Annotated in this window: 19 protein-coding genes; all 19 read right to left on the bottom strand. The window is 60.6% G+C overall.

Annotation, left to right across the window (positions count from 1 at the left end; genetic code table 11):
- Positions 1 to 44 precede the first annotated feature (44 nt).
- On the bottom strand, positions 45 to 284 hold the full coding sequence (locus tag AC5Y36_RS05115; RefSeq protein WP_500039780.1) for a DUF7427 family protein: 240 nt from the start codon (positions 282 to 284) through the stop codon (positions 45 to 47).
- Entirely contained in the window at positions 281 to 550 is a 270-nt protein-coding gene (locus tag AC5Y36_RS05120; protein WP_500039781.1) for a DUF7213 family protein, read from the bottom strand. The genes AC5Y36_RS05115 and AC5Y36_RS05120 overlap by 4 nt, the downstream gene beginning before the upstream one ends.
- Positions 547 to 1,374, bottom strand: a complete 828-nt coding sequence (locus tag AC5Y36_RS05125) for a 3'-5' exonuclease family protein (protein ID WP_500039782.1) — start codon at positions 1,372 to 1,374, stop codon at positions 547 to 549. Before AC5Y36_RS05125 ends, AC5Y36_RS05120 begins: the two co-directional genes overlap by 4 nt.
- The gene (locus tag AC5Y36_RS05130) at positions 1,361 to 1,588 is read right to left on the bottom strand and encodes a hypothetical protein (RefSeq protein WP_500039783.1); all 228 of its coding nucleotides are present in this window, start codon (positions 1,586 to 1,588) and stop codon (positions 1,361 to 1,363) included. The genes AC5Y36_RS05125 and AC5Y36_RS05130 overlap by 14 nt, the downstream gene beginning before the upstream one ends.
- A gap of 16 nt (positions 1,589 to 1,604) precedes the next feature.
- Entirely contained in the window at positions 1,605 to 1,892 is a 288-nt protein-coding gene (locus AC5Y36_RS05135; protein WP_500039784.1) for a hypothetical protein, read from the bottom strand.
- Positions 1,889 to 2,104, bottom strand: coding sequence for a holin (locus AC5Y36_RS05140; RefSeq protein WP_500039785.1), 216 nt, complete (start codon positions 2,102 to 2,104; stop codon positions 1,889 to 1,891). Before AC5Y36_RS05140 ends, AC5Y36_RS05135 begins: the two co-directional genes overlap by 4 nt.
- Positions 2,105 to 2,134: 30 nt before the next feature.
- Complete coding sequence (locus tag AC5Y36_RS05145) at positions 2,135 to 2,320, bottom strand: hypothetical protein (protein ID WP_500039786.1); 186 nt, start codon at positions 2,318 to 2,320, stop codon at positions 2,135 to 2,137.
- Positions 2,321 to 2,345: 25 nt separating this feature from the next.
- Positions 2,346 to 2,537, bottom strand: a complete 192-nt coding sequence (locus AC5Y36_RS05150; protein WP_500039787.1) for a hypothetical protein — start codon at positions 2,535 to 2,537, stop codon at positions 2,346 to 2,348.
- Positions 2,534 to 3,391, bottom strand: a complete 858-nt coding sequence (locus AC5Y36_RS05155) for a cutinase family protein (RefSeq protein ID WP_500039788.1) — start codon at positions 3,389 to 3,391, stop codon at positions 2,534 to 2,536. Before AC5Y36_RS05155 ends, AC5Y36_RS05150 begins: the two co-directional genes overlap by 4 nt.
- A complete protein-coding gene (locus tag AC5Y36_RS05160) occupies positions 3,361 to 3,675 on the bottom strand; it encodes a hypothetical protein (protein WP_500039789.1) in 315 nt (104 codons plus the stop codon). Before AC5Y36_RS05160 ends, AC5Y36_RS05155 begins: the two co-directional genes overlap by 31 nt.
- Position 3,676: 1 nt before the next feature.
- A complete protein-coding gene (locus AC5Y36_RS05165) occupies positions 3,677 to 4,921 on the bottom strand; it encodes a DUF1906 domain-containing protein (protein ID WP_500039790.1) in 1,245 nt (414 codons plus the stop codon).
- On the bottom strand, positions 4,918 to 5,172 hold the full coding sequence (locus tag AC5Y36_RS05170; protein WP_500039791.1) for a hypothetical protein: 255 nt from the start codon (positions 5,170 to 5,172) through the stop codon (positions 4,918 to 4,920). The genes AC5Y36_RS05165 and AC5Y36_RS05170 overlap by 4 nt, the downstream gene beginning before the upstream one ends.
- Positions 5,173 to 5,654: 482 nt before the next feature.
- Positions 5,655 to 5,930 carry a hypothetical protein gene (locus tag AC5Y36_RS05175; protein WP_500039792.1) on the bottom strand — a complete coding sequence of 92 codons (276 nt, stop codon included), beginning with the start codon at positions 5,928 to 5,930 and terminating at the stop codon, positions 5,655 to 5,657.
- On the bottom strand, positions 5,930 to 6,253 hold the full coding sequence (locus AC5Y36_RS05180) for a hypothetical protein (protein ID WP_500039793.1): 324 nt from the start codon (positions 6,251 to 6,253) through the stop codon (positions 5,930 to 5,932). Before AC5Y36_RS05180 ends, AC5Y36_RS05175 begins: the two co-directional genes overlap by 1 nt.
- A 99-nt stretch (positions 6,254 to 6,352) precedes the next feature.
- A complete protein-coding gene (locus tag AC5Y36_RS05185; RefSeq protein ID WP_500039794.1) occupies positions 6,353 to 6,604 on the bottom strand; it encodes a hypothetical protein in 252 nt (83 codons plus the stop codon).
- A gap of 36 nt (positions 6,605 to 6,640) precedes the next feature.
- Positions 6,641 to 9,343, bottom strand: coding sequence for a PE-PPE domain-containing protein (locus tag AC5Y36_RS05190; protein ID WP_500039795.1), 2,703 nt, complete (start codon positions 9,341 to 9,343; stop codon positions 6,641 to 6,643).
- The gene (locus AC5Y36_RS05195; RefSeq protein ID WP_500039796.1) at positions 9,340 to 10,485 is read right to left on the bottom strand and encodes a hypothetical protein; all 1,146 of its coding nucleotides are present in this window, start codon (positions 10,483 to 10,485) and stop codon (positions 9,340 to 9,342) included. Before AC5Y36_RS05195 ends, AC5Y36_RS05190 begins: the two co-directional genes overlap by 4 nt.
- A complete protein-coding gene (locus tag AC5Y36_RS05200) occupies positions 10,486 to 13,320 on the bottom strand; it encodes a fibronectin type III domain-containing protein (protein WP_500039797.1) in 2,835 nt (944 codons plus the stop codon).
- A complete protein-coding gene (locus tag AC5Y36_RS05205; RefSeq protein ID WP_500039798.1) occupies positions 13,317 to 14,855 on the bottom strand; it encodes a hypothetical protein in 1,539 nt (512 codons plus the stop codon). The genes AC5Y36_RS05200 and AC5Y36_RS05205 overlap by 4 nt, the downstream gene beginning before the upstream one ends.
- Between the last annotated feature and the right edge of the window lie 2 nt (positions 14,856 to 14,857).

Raw genomic sequence — 14,857 nt, forward strand, 5'->3', positions numbered from 1 at the left:
CCCGTGGCGGGGGTGGGGCTCGACAGCGTCAGAGGGGCTGGCATTTAGGAGTTGCCGCATAGTGTGCGCGCACCAGCGAACAACCAATGCACGGCGTCGAACTTGACGGGGACCGCGTTGCAGACGTGCAACGCGACAGAGGCTGCCACAGCGCGCGTGATCCACGGATGCGTCAACATGTATCGGTCGGCGCCTTCACTCAACGTTTCACCAGGTGGTGCTGCAAGGTCGTAGCCGATGACTCCGGCCGCCAACGCCAGCCACGCCCAATCCGACGGTTTCATTCGTCGTCCGCTTCTACGTCTTCGACCTCGAACTCCTCCAGCACGATGGGAGCCTGGGCCAGTAGTCCCTCGGTGATGTAGTCAGCCTGTTCGCTCGGCTTGGCGACGATCACGCTGGTTTCGACGGTGCCGTCCGGGTTAGCGCGGTAGAGGCCGACAATGGCGACGTAATGCACAACCATGTACCCGGTGTTGTCGATGCCCTCGCCGCCGTCGTTGATGCGGACTTGCAGGGCTTCGCGGATCAGATCGGGCTCGATGCTCATACGCCCCTCACAATGCTCATGCGTTCAGGTTCGATGCTGATGCGGGAATGGCCGCCGCACGAAGGACATTTGCGCATCGAGTAGGTGAGGACTTGCGCCACATAACGGCGTGTAATCGGTTCGGTTTGCGAACCGCAGCGATTGCAGACGGTGAGTTTGTCGCGGCCGTCAATGAACAGCGCCGGATGGTTTTTAATGTGTGGGCGTAGCCAGTCGTATAACCCCTGGGTCGCGACCACGTCTCCAGAGCAATAAGAAGTTAGGCGTTTGCGGTCCTCAGTGGACTTCCCGGTGACGGCGCGTTCCATCGCCTGTGGATCGTATTTGTCGGTTTTGGCGGCGATTCCGACCACCTTGCAGAACGCATCCAGCGACTTGAACGGTGCACCGTCGCCGAACTCGCGCCGCAACACCTTCAATGTGTCCACCGTCTTGAACGGCGGCAGAGGCGGCAGCTTCGCCTCTATGTGCAGATCACCTTTGAGCCAGGGAATGTCGGCTTTGTCGACGTTGTGCCCGACGACGATGTCAGCCTGCGCGATCAGCCCGTGTACCTTGCGCAGGAACGCTTTACGGCCACCCTTGTCCCACTCGGCGAGTTCGATGAGATCAGGGCGGTCGTACCATTTGGCGCAGACGATGGTGGTGCGTGGTTCGCGTTCTACGGTCTCATAATGAATGTACCGGTTTTTGAGGTCGCCGCGATTCCACCAGTATTGCCGGCTGATCCCGCAGAGGCGTTCGACGTCGAGGATGAGGATTCGGTTACGAACCCCGGCTGTGATTTTGGTGCATTCGGCGGCGAGTTCGTCAGCTAGGGTCATAGCAGCTGTTCATGTGGTTCAGGAATGCTGCGTAAGACATGCTGTATCCGCGGCGTTTGATGACTCGGAACAGTCGTGCGCCCATGTTTGGTTCCAGGATGCGTGTGTTGAATGTTTCCCGGTCGGCGTCGTCCAGCGTATCCAGCCATCTGCATGTGCCGCAGCCTTTGAGGTAGGCGTTGGGTTCCCGGTCCAGTTCATCCGCTAACGACATCACCGCTCCTCAAGGGTTACCAGCCGCGGCGGTGCGGCCGGTCGATTTTGTCGACGCGATTGGTGAGTGCGCCGACGTCTTTCCTGATGTCTCCTATCGCGTCTGACACCAGGTCGATCTTCCCGTTGAGCACACCGAATTTCTCGGTGAGCTCCTCGCGTAGATTCGACCCGCCGTTGGTGACCTGGTCGTGAACCTCGGTCAGAGTGTTGTCGCGTTTGCGGTCTCGCAGCCACAGATAGATCAGGATGAGCGCGAGGCCGCCGAGCTGCACGAGCGTGACGGGCAGCTCGGGCAACGTCACGATGGACTTCCTGCGGCCTTGTTGGCTTCGATCTTCATCGATACCACCGACGTAAGCACCGAAATCATCGCCGCGCCCGCGCCGATCGACAGCGTGTCAGCCCAGTCGACATGCAGCACGTTGACGGCGTTGCCGCCGAACACAGCCAGCAGCGCGTGCGCGAAGTTCTGCAAAGCTTGCAGACCGGTGTATTTGAGCCAGTCGGTGTTCATGTCATCACCGCTTTCTGTTGGTGTGGTCAGTCAAACCTTGGCGAGTACCGCTTCGGTGAAGGTGAGCGCGGTTTGAAGGTCATCGACCACGGTGCGCACGTTGGCCGGGAGCACGGACTCGAATTTCTCCACGAATGTGGCGATGGCCTGCAACGCGTTAACTGCGGCGGTGACGTCGTTCTTGATCTCATCGAGGGTGAGGTTTTCCAGGGCCATGACGGGGTTTCCTTTCAGCGGTGGGTTATTCGGCCTTCTCACGGCCATCAAGGCTGTGATGGGTGTAGAGCCAGCCGATCGTGCCGTCGTCGCGCTCAACCGGTTCGCAGCTCGGGACACAGGCGCAGTCGGCGTTCAGGTCGTGTTCGATCAGGTCGGCGACGGGCGTGACGTGGATCGAGTCGCAGGCCGGCCTGTAGGTGGTTTGCCCGCTCATGCGGCCCGCGGCTGGGATGCGCGTTGCAGCACCCAATCGACCATTGCGGGCACAAGCGGCCCGTACTGCCAGTGGGGTGCGTTCATTCCGGCCGCGGCGAACGTGATGCCGTTGATGATGGCTTCAACCATCGCCACGGGGGTGAGAAGGGATTCCGCTACCTGGAGTACGTCGATGACTGTTGCTTGTTGCACAACGTTGAAGATGCGGGTTTCGACACATCCCACCGGGGACTCATGCTTCCACGGATCGTCACCGACCGGCGCGCAGGCATAGAGATCGCCGTCGAGCGCGCAGGAAAGGTAGAAGTCGGGGGTTTGTTCAGGAGTGAGACACAACGGGCCGCCGATCCCGCCTGTGGTGTACCGGTCGTGTTTGGTGGGCATCGGCAATCCGGCGGCCTTGTTGCCGTTGGCGATGCCGGGGCAGCGCATCGGGTCGCCGAACTGGATGATGCCTCGAACGTCGTCGATCCGGTTGTGGTGCATCCCGTTCGCGTCGAGGATGTCGTGCGCCCAGACTTGGGCGGTGACCATCGCCCCCTGGCTGTACCCGGACAGGAATAGTGGTGTGCCGACCGGCCGCCTGCTGATCTGCCGGTTCACCTCAGCGCGGCCGGCCTGCACTGACGGTCCCATCGGAAACATCGACGCCGGGTATCCGATGGGCTGCCATTCGACCGGGCTGTCGTAGCGGACGCCGCCGACGTTCGCGGACAGCGCATCCCAAGGGTTGTAGCCGAGCGCGCGGCCGATATCCGACGAAAAGCCGGGACCGAAAGGGTCCGCGACACCTGTCCCATTCACCGTCAAAAGCAATGGCTTCACTCGAATGCGCCTTGCTTGACCAGCCACTCGCCCAGTCCGATCAGCACGTCGCCCGCATCACGTTTCACTCCGTCGGAAAAGACGTGGGTCCAGGCGAGCTGTTCGGCAGTGACGACGATCTGCTCGAAAGCGTCGAACGTGCCGACATACTGCTTTCCGTTGTGAGTGGAGTTCCATTCGCCGCGAGTCGGATCGTTGACCACGTCGCCGACCTCACGGTTATGACGGGCCTTGACGAGCCGCCACATCTCCGGATCGCCGTTGCCTTGCAGTCCGGACACGTCCTGTTGAATGCTGTTGGCGTCAGCCATGTCAGTTGCCTTTCGGTGGGTTGAATCCGTCGATGCCGAGCTTCTGTCCGACGGCGGCGAGTGCCTCGATGGCTGTGCGACCGCCGAGCATGTCCCATCGGATAAGCAGCTGGTCCCACACCTGGCCGATCACGGTGGCTTGGTCGGCGGGTTTTGGGATGGCGGGCGGATTGGACATCGGTTCCTCCGGTGTTTGGACGGGTATGCCCCATTGGCCGTAGTCGGTGGTGTGGGCTTCGTTGACGTCGCACTGCACGCCGCCGACGTACTGGTAGCCGAGGCTGTTGCGCTGCACGATGTTGACGCGGCTGTCGAGGTTGCCGCCAGACCATGCTTCGGTCTGCCATGCCCAGGCCGCGGTTCCGTTGTTGAGTGCGCGGGACAGCGGCCAATATCCGCCGTAGATGCCGATATGTTCGGGGCCGAGGATTGATGCGGCGCCGCGCAGATAGTTGTCGATCTGTGTTTGTTGTGATGGTGTGGCGTCCCAGTCGGCAGAGAAGTAGATGGGGCGATCCGGGCTGCCGCCGCATGCGAGCACTTGTTGTAGGGCGTCGTGTGCGTCCTCTACCCCAGCGTTGTAGCCGCCGAGCATTCGTTCTGCGGTGGTCTCCCAGTTGGAGACGATGGCAATACCGTTGGCGCGCAGGTCCGCAGCCTCGTCTGGAAGAAGCTGTTTGCCGGGCAGGCTCGGGCCGCCGTCGGACAGGTATCGGCACACGAAGTCGATGCCGGCTGCTTTCAATGCGGCCCCGGAGGGTCGTCCGCCTGCATAGTCGAGTCCTCGAATCATGGTTGTGTCCTCGCTGATCGTGCCGTCGTAAACCCACCAGTCGTTCCACAGTGATGCTGCGTCGCCGTAGGCTCCGGTGCCGAGTGTGCAGGTGCCGTGGGAGCCGTTGGATTCCATGACGATTCCGTCGATGGAGCACGCCATGTGGGAGTCAGGGCCGCCGCCGCCGTGCATGATGCACACCTTGATCGGGCTATCACTGGCCAGCAATTCGTCACGTGATACCTGCCGGAAGCCTTGGAATGGGCCTGGGAATGTTTCGGTGGTGAACCGGCGAACCCAGTTCAGTTGATGTCCGTTCAGCGCGGCATCGATGAACACCCCAACCGCGCCGGAGCAGTCGGCACCTACTGATGGGTCTGACGCGTATGTTCCGCCGTAGATGTAGGGGTCGCCGAGCCGGTCGTTGAAGATGGCTTTGGCGAGTTCGATGCTGCTGCGCAGCAGCGTCATAGGCCGAGCAACTTCATGAGCTCGGCGATCGGCTTGAACCCTCCCGCGTGTTCAACGTCTCCAGACAGTGCGGCACCAAAGTCCACCATCCCCGCCTGCACGGTTCCTGTGGCTTCGTGGATAGCGGCCTTGACGGTTCGTTCTCCCATCGCCGGGAGTGAGTCGGCCAGCTGCTCGGCGACAGCCTTCGCTACCCGCTCTGCGATCTTGTCGGCGAACATTTCCAGTTGCCGTTCAATCCATTTGATCACTGGTTACCTCATGTTCCAGATTTGTGGGCGTTGACGTTTCGCCCTCGGCTTAGGCGGGTTGTAGTCGAATCTGCGTCGCATGTCGGCGAACACAGCGGCTAACTCAGCTTTGGACTGTTCGGTCAGTCCGGGGGGAAGTGCCATAGCGTGTCCTCCGTCATGCAGCGCCACACATATCGGGTGATGATCAGCGTCGGCCAGCCCAACAGCAGCCCTGCTGCGAATGCGTACTTCATCTGTGGCGCCACACTTGAATCAGCATGGCTGTGAACACAAGTGCGGCCATTGATGCGTCAGCCCACGCACCCAGAACCGCGAGTGTTGCGGTGACAGCGCCGGAGATGGCCGTGACGGGTTTCATGCGACGGGCCAGTTCGGCGGCACATAGTAGGGTTGGGTGGCGTGAATGTTGGCGTCCTGTTTGCAGTGACACCAGCCACCAATCCACCGGTACGGTGGTGGTTGTCCGCAGTGCGTGCAGGTCATGGCAGATCGGGCAGCCCGTGCGGGATCATCGTCGAGTATCCTTCGCCGTTGTCGCCGGACGGCCCTAGTTTGTCGAATGCGTGCTGACACATGGCGTTGATGGCGTCAGCGCGTGTTGCGGCGGTTGTGTCGGTTATGCCGTCGGCGTGCACAGTCCAGGTGTCGGATTCGCGTGTCGCGGTGACGATGCTCGCCCCGGTGGATGAGCTGAACAGCACCATGCGGTCTGTGTCGAAGGCGACGATCTGATGGTCGGTTTGTACGTCGAACATCAGTTGAGGTTCAGGGTCGGTGTGACTTTGATGGAGGCTCCGGTGCCGCTGACGGTGACGGTGCCGCCGCTGAAGGCTGCGGAGCCGCCGTAGTTTCCGGAGCTGGCCGCGGAGAATAAGCCTCCTTCGACGTAGCTTCCTGCGGCTACGGGCACGGTGACTTCGGAGCCGGTTGTGCTGCCGTTCGACGACGCGGGGAAGGTGGACAGTTGTCGTGCGTATCCGCCTCCGGTGGCTTCGTTGGTGCCGGTGGTTGATGCGGCGGTGAACACGGCAACGTATTTGTATGCGGTTGCCCAGGTGTCGGCAAGCGTGTTTTTCACGGTGGTGGGTATTGCGGCCACGATGTTCCTTCCGGTTTTTGGGTGTGACTGTTCGGCGGGCAACCCCGATTGGTTGTCCGCTTATGTGTTTGGGGTGGGTTACTTTTTGGTTGCGTGCCAGCCGAACAGGCCACCGACAACAGCGGCGGCGCCGCCGAACAGTTGGACGAGGAGTTGCGCGGCGGTGACGGGACCGTAGGTGGTGATGAGTTCGACGAGTTGGTAGCCGCCCGCGGATGCGAGGAAGGCGGCTACGGTTTGCCGGACACTCGCGGGGAGGGCGTTGAGGAACTGTTGAATCATGCCGCTGTCGGGGCCGGCGCCGCCAGTGCCGGGGCCTTCGTTATCCATGGTTTTCTCCTAATGGTTGGTAGAGGGGTTGGGCTGTTAAACCCATTCGAGGAGGGTGGCGCCATTGCCACCTGATCCAGGCGCGCCTTGTGTGCTGTTGGTTCCCGATGAACCGCCGCCGCCGCCTGCGCCGACGAGGGTGCCGCCGGGGGTTATTTCGGCGTTCCCGCCGTCACCGCCGAGACCCGAGGCGTATCCATTCGCGTCACCGCCGCCGCCGCCGCCGCCACCGGATGTGGTGGCGTCCTTGCCGTCACAGGTGGGGGGTGACTGCGCCGAGGCGCCGCCTTGCGCTTCGGTGGAACTCCAACGGGTATGTCCGCCGGCGCCGCCGGCGGGCGCCACATTGCCGAGTGAGCCCAGGCCGCAGCCGCCGCCGCCGCCAGCGCCGCCGCAGCCGGTGGTGCCACCTGTCCCATTCGAGCCGTCACCACCCGAATTGGGGTTGCTGCCGCCGCCTTGACCGCCAGCAGCTCCGGCGTAACCGGTGACGGAGATGCCGGTGGCGTTCGCAGTTCCACCCGCACCGCCAGATGAGTTACTTGTCGACGTGCTGCCGTCTATCCCCTTCGCGCCACCGCCCGCAGTGATGGTGATTCCACCAGAGCTGAAGACCGATGCGCCGCCGTTGCTTCCGTACGTGCCGCCGACACCCGTGGTGACCGAATAGGTCGCCCCGAGGCTGGCCACGGGGATGAAGATCCTGGTGACGAATGAACCACCGCCGCCGCCAGAGCCGCCTTGACGTCCAGAGAAGGCGCTGGTGGCACCCTTTCCGCCGGGGCCGGCTGCTCCGGCCAGGGTGACGTAGACGCCTGTGCATCCGGTGGGGACGGCGTGGTTGGTGTAGTTCTTGTTGACGTCGTTGTATGGGGTGAAGGTGTTTCCGTTGACGCCTGTTCCGGTCATGCTCATGCTGGGTGTCAGAGACAGGATGACAGAGCGGGTGAATGATCCTCCGACACCAGTCCCGGCCATGCTCATCGACGCGTGTAGTGCGAGTCCGAACGTGCGTGTGAAGCTGCCGCCAACCCCGACAGCTGACATCTGCATGGACGGGGTGAGCTCGAGGGCGATCGTGCGCGTGAACGTACCGCCGACACCGGTTCCAAGCATCTGCATGGATGGTGTGAGGTTGAGTCCGAATGCTGCGGTGGATACGCCTGCTTGCCCGCTGCCCACCATGGACATGGTTGGGGTGAGTGTTAGGCCGAATGATCCTGTCGACGCGCCCCGAACTGTCATCGACATGGAGGGGGTTGTGTCGAGGGTGAAGTCGGCCGCCGCGACTGGGTGGCCGTCCATCGCGATGCTTGGTGTTAGGGCGAGGTCGAATGCGCCTTCGTATGTGGTCGACATGCCCAGGTTGGTTGTCAGTGACAGTCCGAATGCTGCTGTCGAGTATCCGGATGTGCCCGCTGCCGTCATCGACAGGGATGGTGTGGCAGCCAGTTGGAATGCTGCCTGGGCGACGGCGTTGCCGATCATCTCCAGTACGGGTGTCAAGGCGAGCGCAAACACTGCCGTCGACACACCTTCGGCGGTCATCGACAGGGATGGTGTAGCAGCCAGTTGGAATGCTGCCTCGGTGACCGCTAAACCTTGCATGGTCATGGATGCGGTGAGGGACATGGAGAAGTCGCGTGTGAAGCTGCCGCCAACCCCGACAGCGGCCATCTGCATTCCCGCAGTGAGGTCGAGGGTGAAATCGGCGGTGCTGCTGCCTGCACGACCTGCACCGGCCATCGTCAGCGTCGCCGACAGGGTGAGGGCGAACGATCCCGCCGCCTGAGTCGACATCCCCAACGACGGCGTCAAATCCAACGCGAATCCGATACGGATCTCGGCCCACCAGCCGGTGACGGGTGCTTTGGGTGCGGTGATGGGGAAGGCGGCGGTGGACCAGGCTGTTGAGCCCGCATAGTCGGGCATCGCGATCGTCACCGGACGTGTGTAGGCTTGCTCAATCTGGGTGCGGAGTTGTTGATCGGATTGCGGGATCGTCGTCCCAGTACCAAGCAACGGGACCGGATAGGTTGGGGACCAGATCCAGGTGATGTTGCCTTCAATCAGTTTCACGTTGTGTTCGTCGTCGACGGTGACGTTCTCGTAGAAGTTGTGAACCAGAACCGCCCCGGCGACCGCGTTGAGGGCTGCGTTCGCATACACACCGTTCGCCAGAACGGTTGATACGGCCTGCATGGCGCCGGTCAGCGCGTTCTGATCCGATCCGACAGTCTGTAAATCAACCAGCGCATCTTGGATTGGTTGCGCGGTCGGGAAATCAGCCACCCCGTCATATTGACGAGCGAAGTCGACGACGGTGTATGGGGTGTCGACCGGTTTGCCGCCCGTGTAGCCGAGACTGTCGAAAATGCTGTGCCCGTACGTGAACCCACCGTATTTGCGGTTCGCGTTGCCGATCTCCAGGAACGACACATCGGCGGGATCAACCGACGATGTTGGCCCGTTCACGGTCAGCCATTTGTCGACGACCTGGCAGCCCTCGCTGTAGGCGAATACCAGGATTTTGCCGATCGTGGAAGTGAGTTGAGTGTCTAGGAGGTCGACGCCGTGATCGATGTTGTCGATGCCCGGCTCGTTGGTGTAAGGCAGCCGATAGAGGGTGTCGCCGGGCTGCATGATCGTGCCCTTGAGTAGCTGCGGATACCCGGCGGTGCCGTCCACGTTGTGGGTGACATCAACACCCATCGGATTCAGCAGAACAACTGTGGTCACAGCAGACTTCGGTTAGCTAATGCGATCTTCGAACCCACACCCCCGGCAACAGTGGAACCATTGACCAGGTACTGTATTCCCACGTTACCGCTGCTGCTTTGGACGACATACCATCCAGTGAGCGACACCGTGTACGCCTTAGATGATTCGTCTACCTCAATGTCGTCGGACTTGTATATCGAAGTGCTAGTTATCTCGGCCCCAGAACCGACCCGATGACCTATAACGGGGGGCAAGAACGTGACTGCGTTAAACGAGGCGCCGTTACATCCGGATGGCAATGTCCCGGTAAAACTATTTACGTAACCGTCGGCCGATGACACTATTCCAGCTCCGAGCGAGACGTCTGCTGAATCAACGACGGTGCCGGTCAGTCCAGCCGCCCCAGTGCCTCCTGAAAACCAGGCGCAACATACTTCGTGGGAGGTCGAGTCTGAATGATAAAGTGTTACAGACGTAATGCCACTGCTACTTTTACCTGCGGCTCCGTCGCTGTATATTCTAAAGACGTTGGTGTAAGCCCTGACCTCTGCCGCAGAAGCGACTACATGTTGCGGATAATAGCTACTCTGAGGTTGACCCCACACTTGTACGGCGTGATCTCCGGACCCTTGTATATAGCCGCCGTACGCGACGCTCGTCAAGCAGTGTCCTGGCGTGGTCGAGGATGACCCCCATGTGAATGATTCGATGGTGCCCAATAATGCCAAGGATTTGCTATCAACCGTAATACTTATATCAGGCGGTTGCGGATTATAATTATTTTGAGTCATCAGCGTTTCGAACGCCGCGAATACCACCATGTACACATAGTTATCCACCGTAGTGTGGGTCAAATTTATGGCGTATTCGTCCGACCTGCTGATGAATTCAGTCGCCGAATCCAGTCCGGGGTAAGTGCTTGAGGTATCCGATGTGGTTGGATTCGGCACCGCTATATTGCTGGGCGGGATATTCTGCAACGCGCCAGCCACGTCGCTAGCGCCAGCCCCCGCAGCGCCCCCCGCTGAGATGACGATATTGTCGATGACGGCCTGTGTGGTGTCGCTAGCCGACTGCGCCGTTCCATGCACCGCGGAAATCGCGTCCGCAGCTGCGGTCGCCGCGGTCGGCGGCCCCGACGTTTCAACCCACGTCGTCATTCAGTCTCCATAATCAGTCCAAGACGTCACATTCCCCACCACCGTGTAATGCGTTAATGCAGGCTCCGACGGGAAAATCACCAACGGATCAGACGCAACACCCCGATACACGTTGTAGCCCGTCGCACCCGACACGGCGGGCCACGTCAACTTCACCCCAACCGGCCCAAACCACGCATGCGCATACACAGCATTCGAACCAATCGACTCCCCCGATGCGTTCGTCGCAGTCACTCGATACCAAATGTCGTCGCCTGCTGCACCAACTCCCGGATGCCCGGACGGAACAACCAATTCAGATGCCCACACCCACGACGGCGGTAACGGCAGTGACGGCGACACAACACCGGAAATCTGGGATGCAATCGCCGCAGCATCAGACCCAGCACTCGTTGCGGCACCCATCGCATTCGACACATCCGCACCCAGTGATGCGCCAGAGCCGGTCGACCCGACGTGTGTTGGCGGGATTTGCCCAGGCGTTACCGTGTGGGATGACGATCCGCCCACTAGGTCGTTAATCAGTGCGTTAAGGTCGGGGCCGATGTCGTCCCAGGTGCGGCCTTCGGCGAAGATCACATCGTTGAACAGGTTGAGTAAGTCCTGATTCACATTCGAATACGACGACGGCAACGCGGAATGCTGAATGTTCGTGCCCACAGCGCCCGACGTGCCACCCCACAGCGCGGTATTGAGGTCAGTCCAGGCGTGCGTAAGATCGGCCCAATTCCAGGTGGTCAGGAATGTCTGAATGTCCGCGATCACCGCAGCCCACGCGGCGGGCAGCTTGCTAGCCGACACCGACCCGTCAGACCCCAACCCGGACAGACGATTCCAAATATCCAACCAAGCGTTGTTCTGATCCTGCTGCGTTCCCGCCAACACACCCGTGAACTGAGCCCACGCCGACTGCCAAGTCTCAACCGTCTGATCACCGTTGGAATCCTGACCGGTCAACGCCTCCCACCAACCATTCAACAACTGCTGAAACCCCTGGTTGGCGTCGAACTGGGCCTGCGTGATCGTATTCAGATCATCCTGCAACCCGTCAACCTGCTCCGGCGGCAACAACCCCGCCAACCAGGAAATATCGATCTTCCCGGCCTCATCGATATGAAACACCCGGTTCAGAATCTTTTGCAGGGTCAGCGTCTCATCGGCTTGAATGTTGGCGACAGCAGCCGCATACGTGTCCCACGCCGACTGCAACGCCGCAAGCACGGTTCCGAAGTCGTCACCAGACGTCAACGCCACCCAACACGCTTGCAAAAACGTTGAGAACGCCGTGTTGTTGGCGTTGAAGTCGAACTCCAACTGTTCAAACGGCCCACCCGACACTGTTGCCGACGCCTCATCGAACCAAACCTGACCCGCAGTCGCAGCGTCGGAAACCTCCAGCTGCATCTTCACCGACGTCACACCGTCATCGACCAGATAATCACCAGTCAGAGTGGTCGACACCGAGCCTTCAAAGAAGTGCTGCCAGCCGAACGTGTTGGTGGACGGATCATCGGTGGGGATACCGCATGCCGCGACCTGCACCGCCGGCTGAACCACGTCACCCTTGTAGGGCAACGCATTCAACCGGATCAGCGCATCACCAGACCCCGCAAGCTGATACGCCAACACCTGCACCGAGAAATGCAGTGTTTTCTGATCGCCCGCAGTGACACCGATCGCGTTGGAATCCATGAACCGGGCCGTACCATCCGCGACCGCTTTCGCCGAGCCCGCCCCGTCATCGGTGTCCTTCCCGTAATGAACCACACCGTCCCAGGACCAGCCCGCACCCGCTCCGACCGAGATCGCACCTGTGAAGTGCGGATTGGCGAGCAGGTTCGGACGCAAACCGGACGAGATGGCTGCCGACGGCACATTTCCGAACAGCCAATCATCCAATTGGCCGTACAGGTTCGCGGCGTTGACCGGCGACCACTCACCCAACAACGCAGTCTGCGGGATCAGCATGTTGTTGACGATGTCGTTCCACGCCGACTCGGGACTGAAAGGAATCTTCAACAGATTCGTGAAGCCGGTGAACAGCTGCGCGAGGTTCGTCACCCCGTCCAGATTCTTGACGCCACCCGTGAAGGCTTCAACCATCCGGTCGAACGAGTTGACCTGGTCGGTCAGCTGGTTGATCCACGGGTCCATCGCGTCGGTGATGAACTCGATAGCATCACCGAAATGCGACAAGTCCAGGCCGTTGAACAGGTCGATGATCGGCTTGAGCAGCTGGCCCAGCCAGCCCAGGTCGCCCGACTCGACACCCAACGCCTGGAACAGTTGGTTGATCGCCCCGAACGCGTTGTTTACGCTGCCCCACACGCTGCCGAACGCATCGTTCAACGCGATCATGTCGGAAATGAACTTCGGATCGATACCCAGGTTGCCCATCTGCACCTGAAAGTTCTGATCCCACACTTCCGTGTACTGCTGCGACGGAACCACATAACCCATGAAGAACTTCTGGGCCGCCTGGAACAGGTTCACCGGATAGCCGCCGTCGGTATACCCGAACAGGGCACCCTGCGCGGCCAGAATGTATTTCAGGTCACCGAAGTTCAGATCAGTTTTGACGTCGCCGCCGCCGAACAAAATCACCAGATCAGAGATGAAATCCTGCAACTGCTGAATGACGTTCTCGTTGGCCTGATCAGCAGCCTTGGCCGTCTTCTCCTGCTGCGAGGCAAGATACTTGATCTGCGCCCCATGCTCGGTGAGCAGCTTGGCCATGTTCTGCTGATTGGCGTCAGGATAGGCTGATTCGGCGATCGACCGAAGCGCCCTGGTGTCCTGGCTCGGGTTCTGCCCGACAACATCACCGGTACTCACAGCGTCAAACTCGCGTCATCGAACCACAACATGCCCGTCGACACGTCAGCGGTCACCGTCACCCGCAACGCGACATGCGTTGAACCCGTGGGTGCCACAAGCACCTGTCCAGCCATTTTCAGCCACGGCAATGTTCCTGTCGGCGCGGTGAGATGGTCAATGACGATGGCCTGCGTCGGCGTCAGCAAGTCGTCGTAGAACTGGGCGATCAACTGCACCCCGACATCACCAGTCGCAGAGGCGAGATTGACGCCTTTGACGAACACCGAGAACGGGATAGCCGTTGAACCCTGCGAATACCCGTACTGCTTGGACAACAGATCGTGCTGTGTCCCGTCAGCAACCACCTTGGCCGAACCGAGCGCATCATGGCCCTGGCTGCCGTCCCACGCCCACGTACCGGTCGGGGTCCAGTCGTTCAGGTTGTTGTCAAAGGTGGCGTTATCGAGAATGTTGGTGGTGCCATCGGGGAAGAAAATCGGGTCGTAGTTGAACTCACCCTCAGCCTTCAACGCCAACTGACACAACCCTTTCGACTCCTGCACGCTGATAGCCATGATCTTGTGTTCTTGGGTGATGTAGCCGACCCACGGCATGTAGCCGGAGACGATGATGGTGTCGCCGATGTCGTAAGTTCCGAACGGTGCGTTCGGGTGGTTCATGTCGATGGTGATGTTTTCCCAGTACGCCGGGGTTTGGCGGCGTGCCAGTTTGCGTTCGGCCCAGGCTTTCGCGCGTTCGTTTGAGTCGATGCCGGCGTCCTGCTCATTGAGGTAGCGGCGCAGACGGTCAGGGTCGGCGTTGGATAGCTCGTAGGATGATTCGCGGCCGGGATAGTAGCCGGTGACCCCGATGTCAGATACCCAATCGATCTGCGATTCGGTGTGCGGCTGGGCTTCGAGCACGTTCTCGTTCAGGACGAACATCAGCGTCTCTTGAATCGCGCCGAGGCGCGGGTAGCCGAGTTCGATCTTCTTGACGACGTCGGTCTTGTCGGCGTTCCATTCCTGGCGTTCGGCGAAGTCGAACGGAATGTCTTTGGCGAGGGCGTCGATGTAGTCGCCGCAATCCATCTTGTCGGTGGCTCGCACGAAAGTGGCGTAGAAGTCGGGGTTCCACAGCGAGCCGTCATAGGAGTAGCCGGGCAGCATCTCGACACCCGAGGTGGTCGGGAATACCGTCACGCCGAGGTCACCGTTCGGGTATCCCTGCAAATAGTCCCAGATCTCGACCACTGGTCGGAAAGCGTCGTTGACGCCCCATTGCAGGTCTTCAAGCCACGGCATTCCCTTCGGATAGCCCGCGAACCCTTGCGCTTTCAGGTGCAGAATGCCGCTAGAGGGGTCGACGTCGCCGGGTTGGACGATGCCGGTGCACCAGATGCGCCGCTTGCCGAGGATCACCTTCTCGACGTGGATGTATTGCGCCCACGGCTTGAAGTACAGGCCTTGCGCCGATGGGTCGTGAAAGTCGATGTCGCATTCGATGACGCACGGCCCCGACAGGGCCCGCTGCACTTGCAGGTTGTTGACCACCA

The organism is Mycobacterium sp. NGS50 (assembly GCF_059812545.1).

Coding starts and splice junctions, on each gene's coding strand:
- AC5Y36_RS05130 (WP_500039783.1), bottom strand. CDS start 1,588: ATGTCGTTAGCGGATGAACTGGACCGGGAACCCAACGCCTACCTCAAA.
- AC5Y36_RS05125 (WP_500039782.1), bottom strand. CDS start 1,374: ATGACCCTAGCTGACGAACTCGCCGCCGAATGCACCAAAATCACAGCC.
- AC5Y36_RS05140 (WP_500039785.1), bottom strand. CDS start 2,104: ATGAACACCGACTGGCTCAAATACACCGGTCTGCAAGCTTTGCAGAAC.
- AC5Y36_RS05145 (WP_500039786.1), bottom strand. CDS start 2,320: ATGGCCCTGGAAAACCTCACCCTCGATGAGATCAAGAACGACGTCACC.
- AC5Y36_RS05195 (WP_500039796.1), bottom strand. CDS start 10,485: ATGACGACGTGGGTTGAAACGTCGGGGCCGCCGACCGCGGCGACCGCA.
- AC5Y36_RS05115 (WP_500039780.1), bottom strand. CDS start 284: ATGAAACCGTCGGATTGGGCGTGGCTGGCGTTGGCGGCCGGAGTCATC.
- AC5Y36_RS05150 (WP_500039787.1), bottom strand. CDS start 2,537: ATGAGCGGGCAAACCACCTACAGGCCGGCCTGCGACTCGATCCACGTC.
- AC5Y36_RS05165 (WP_500039790.1), bottom strand. CDS start 4,921: ATGACGCTGCTGCGCAGCAGCATCGAACTCGCCAAAGCCATCTTCAAC.
- AC5Y36_RS05175 (WP_500039792.1), bottom strand. CDS start 5,930: ATGTTCGACGTACAAACCGACCATCAGATCGTCGCCTTCGACACAGAC.
- AC5Y36_RS05120 (WP_500039781.1), bottom strand. CDS start 550: ATGAGCATCGAGCCCGATCTGATCCGCGAAGCCCTGCAAGTCCGCATC.
- AC5Y36_RS05160 (WP_500039789.1), bottom strand. CDS start 3,675: ATGGCTGACGCCAACAGCATTCAACAGGACGTGTCCGGACTGCAAGGC.
- AC5Y36_RS05185 (WP_500039794.1), bottom strand. CDS start 6,604: ATGGATAACGAAGGCCCCGGCACTGGCGGCGCCGGCCCCGACAGCGGC.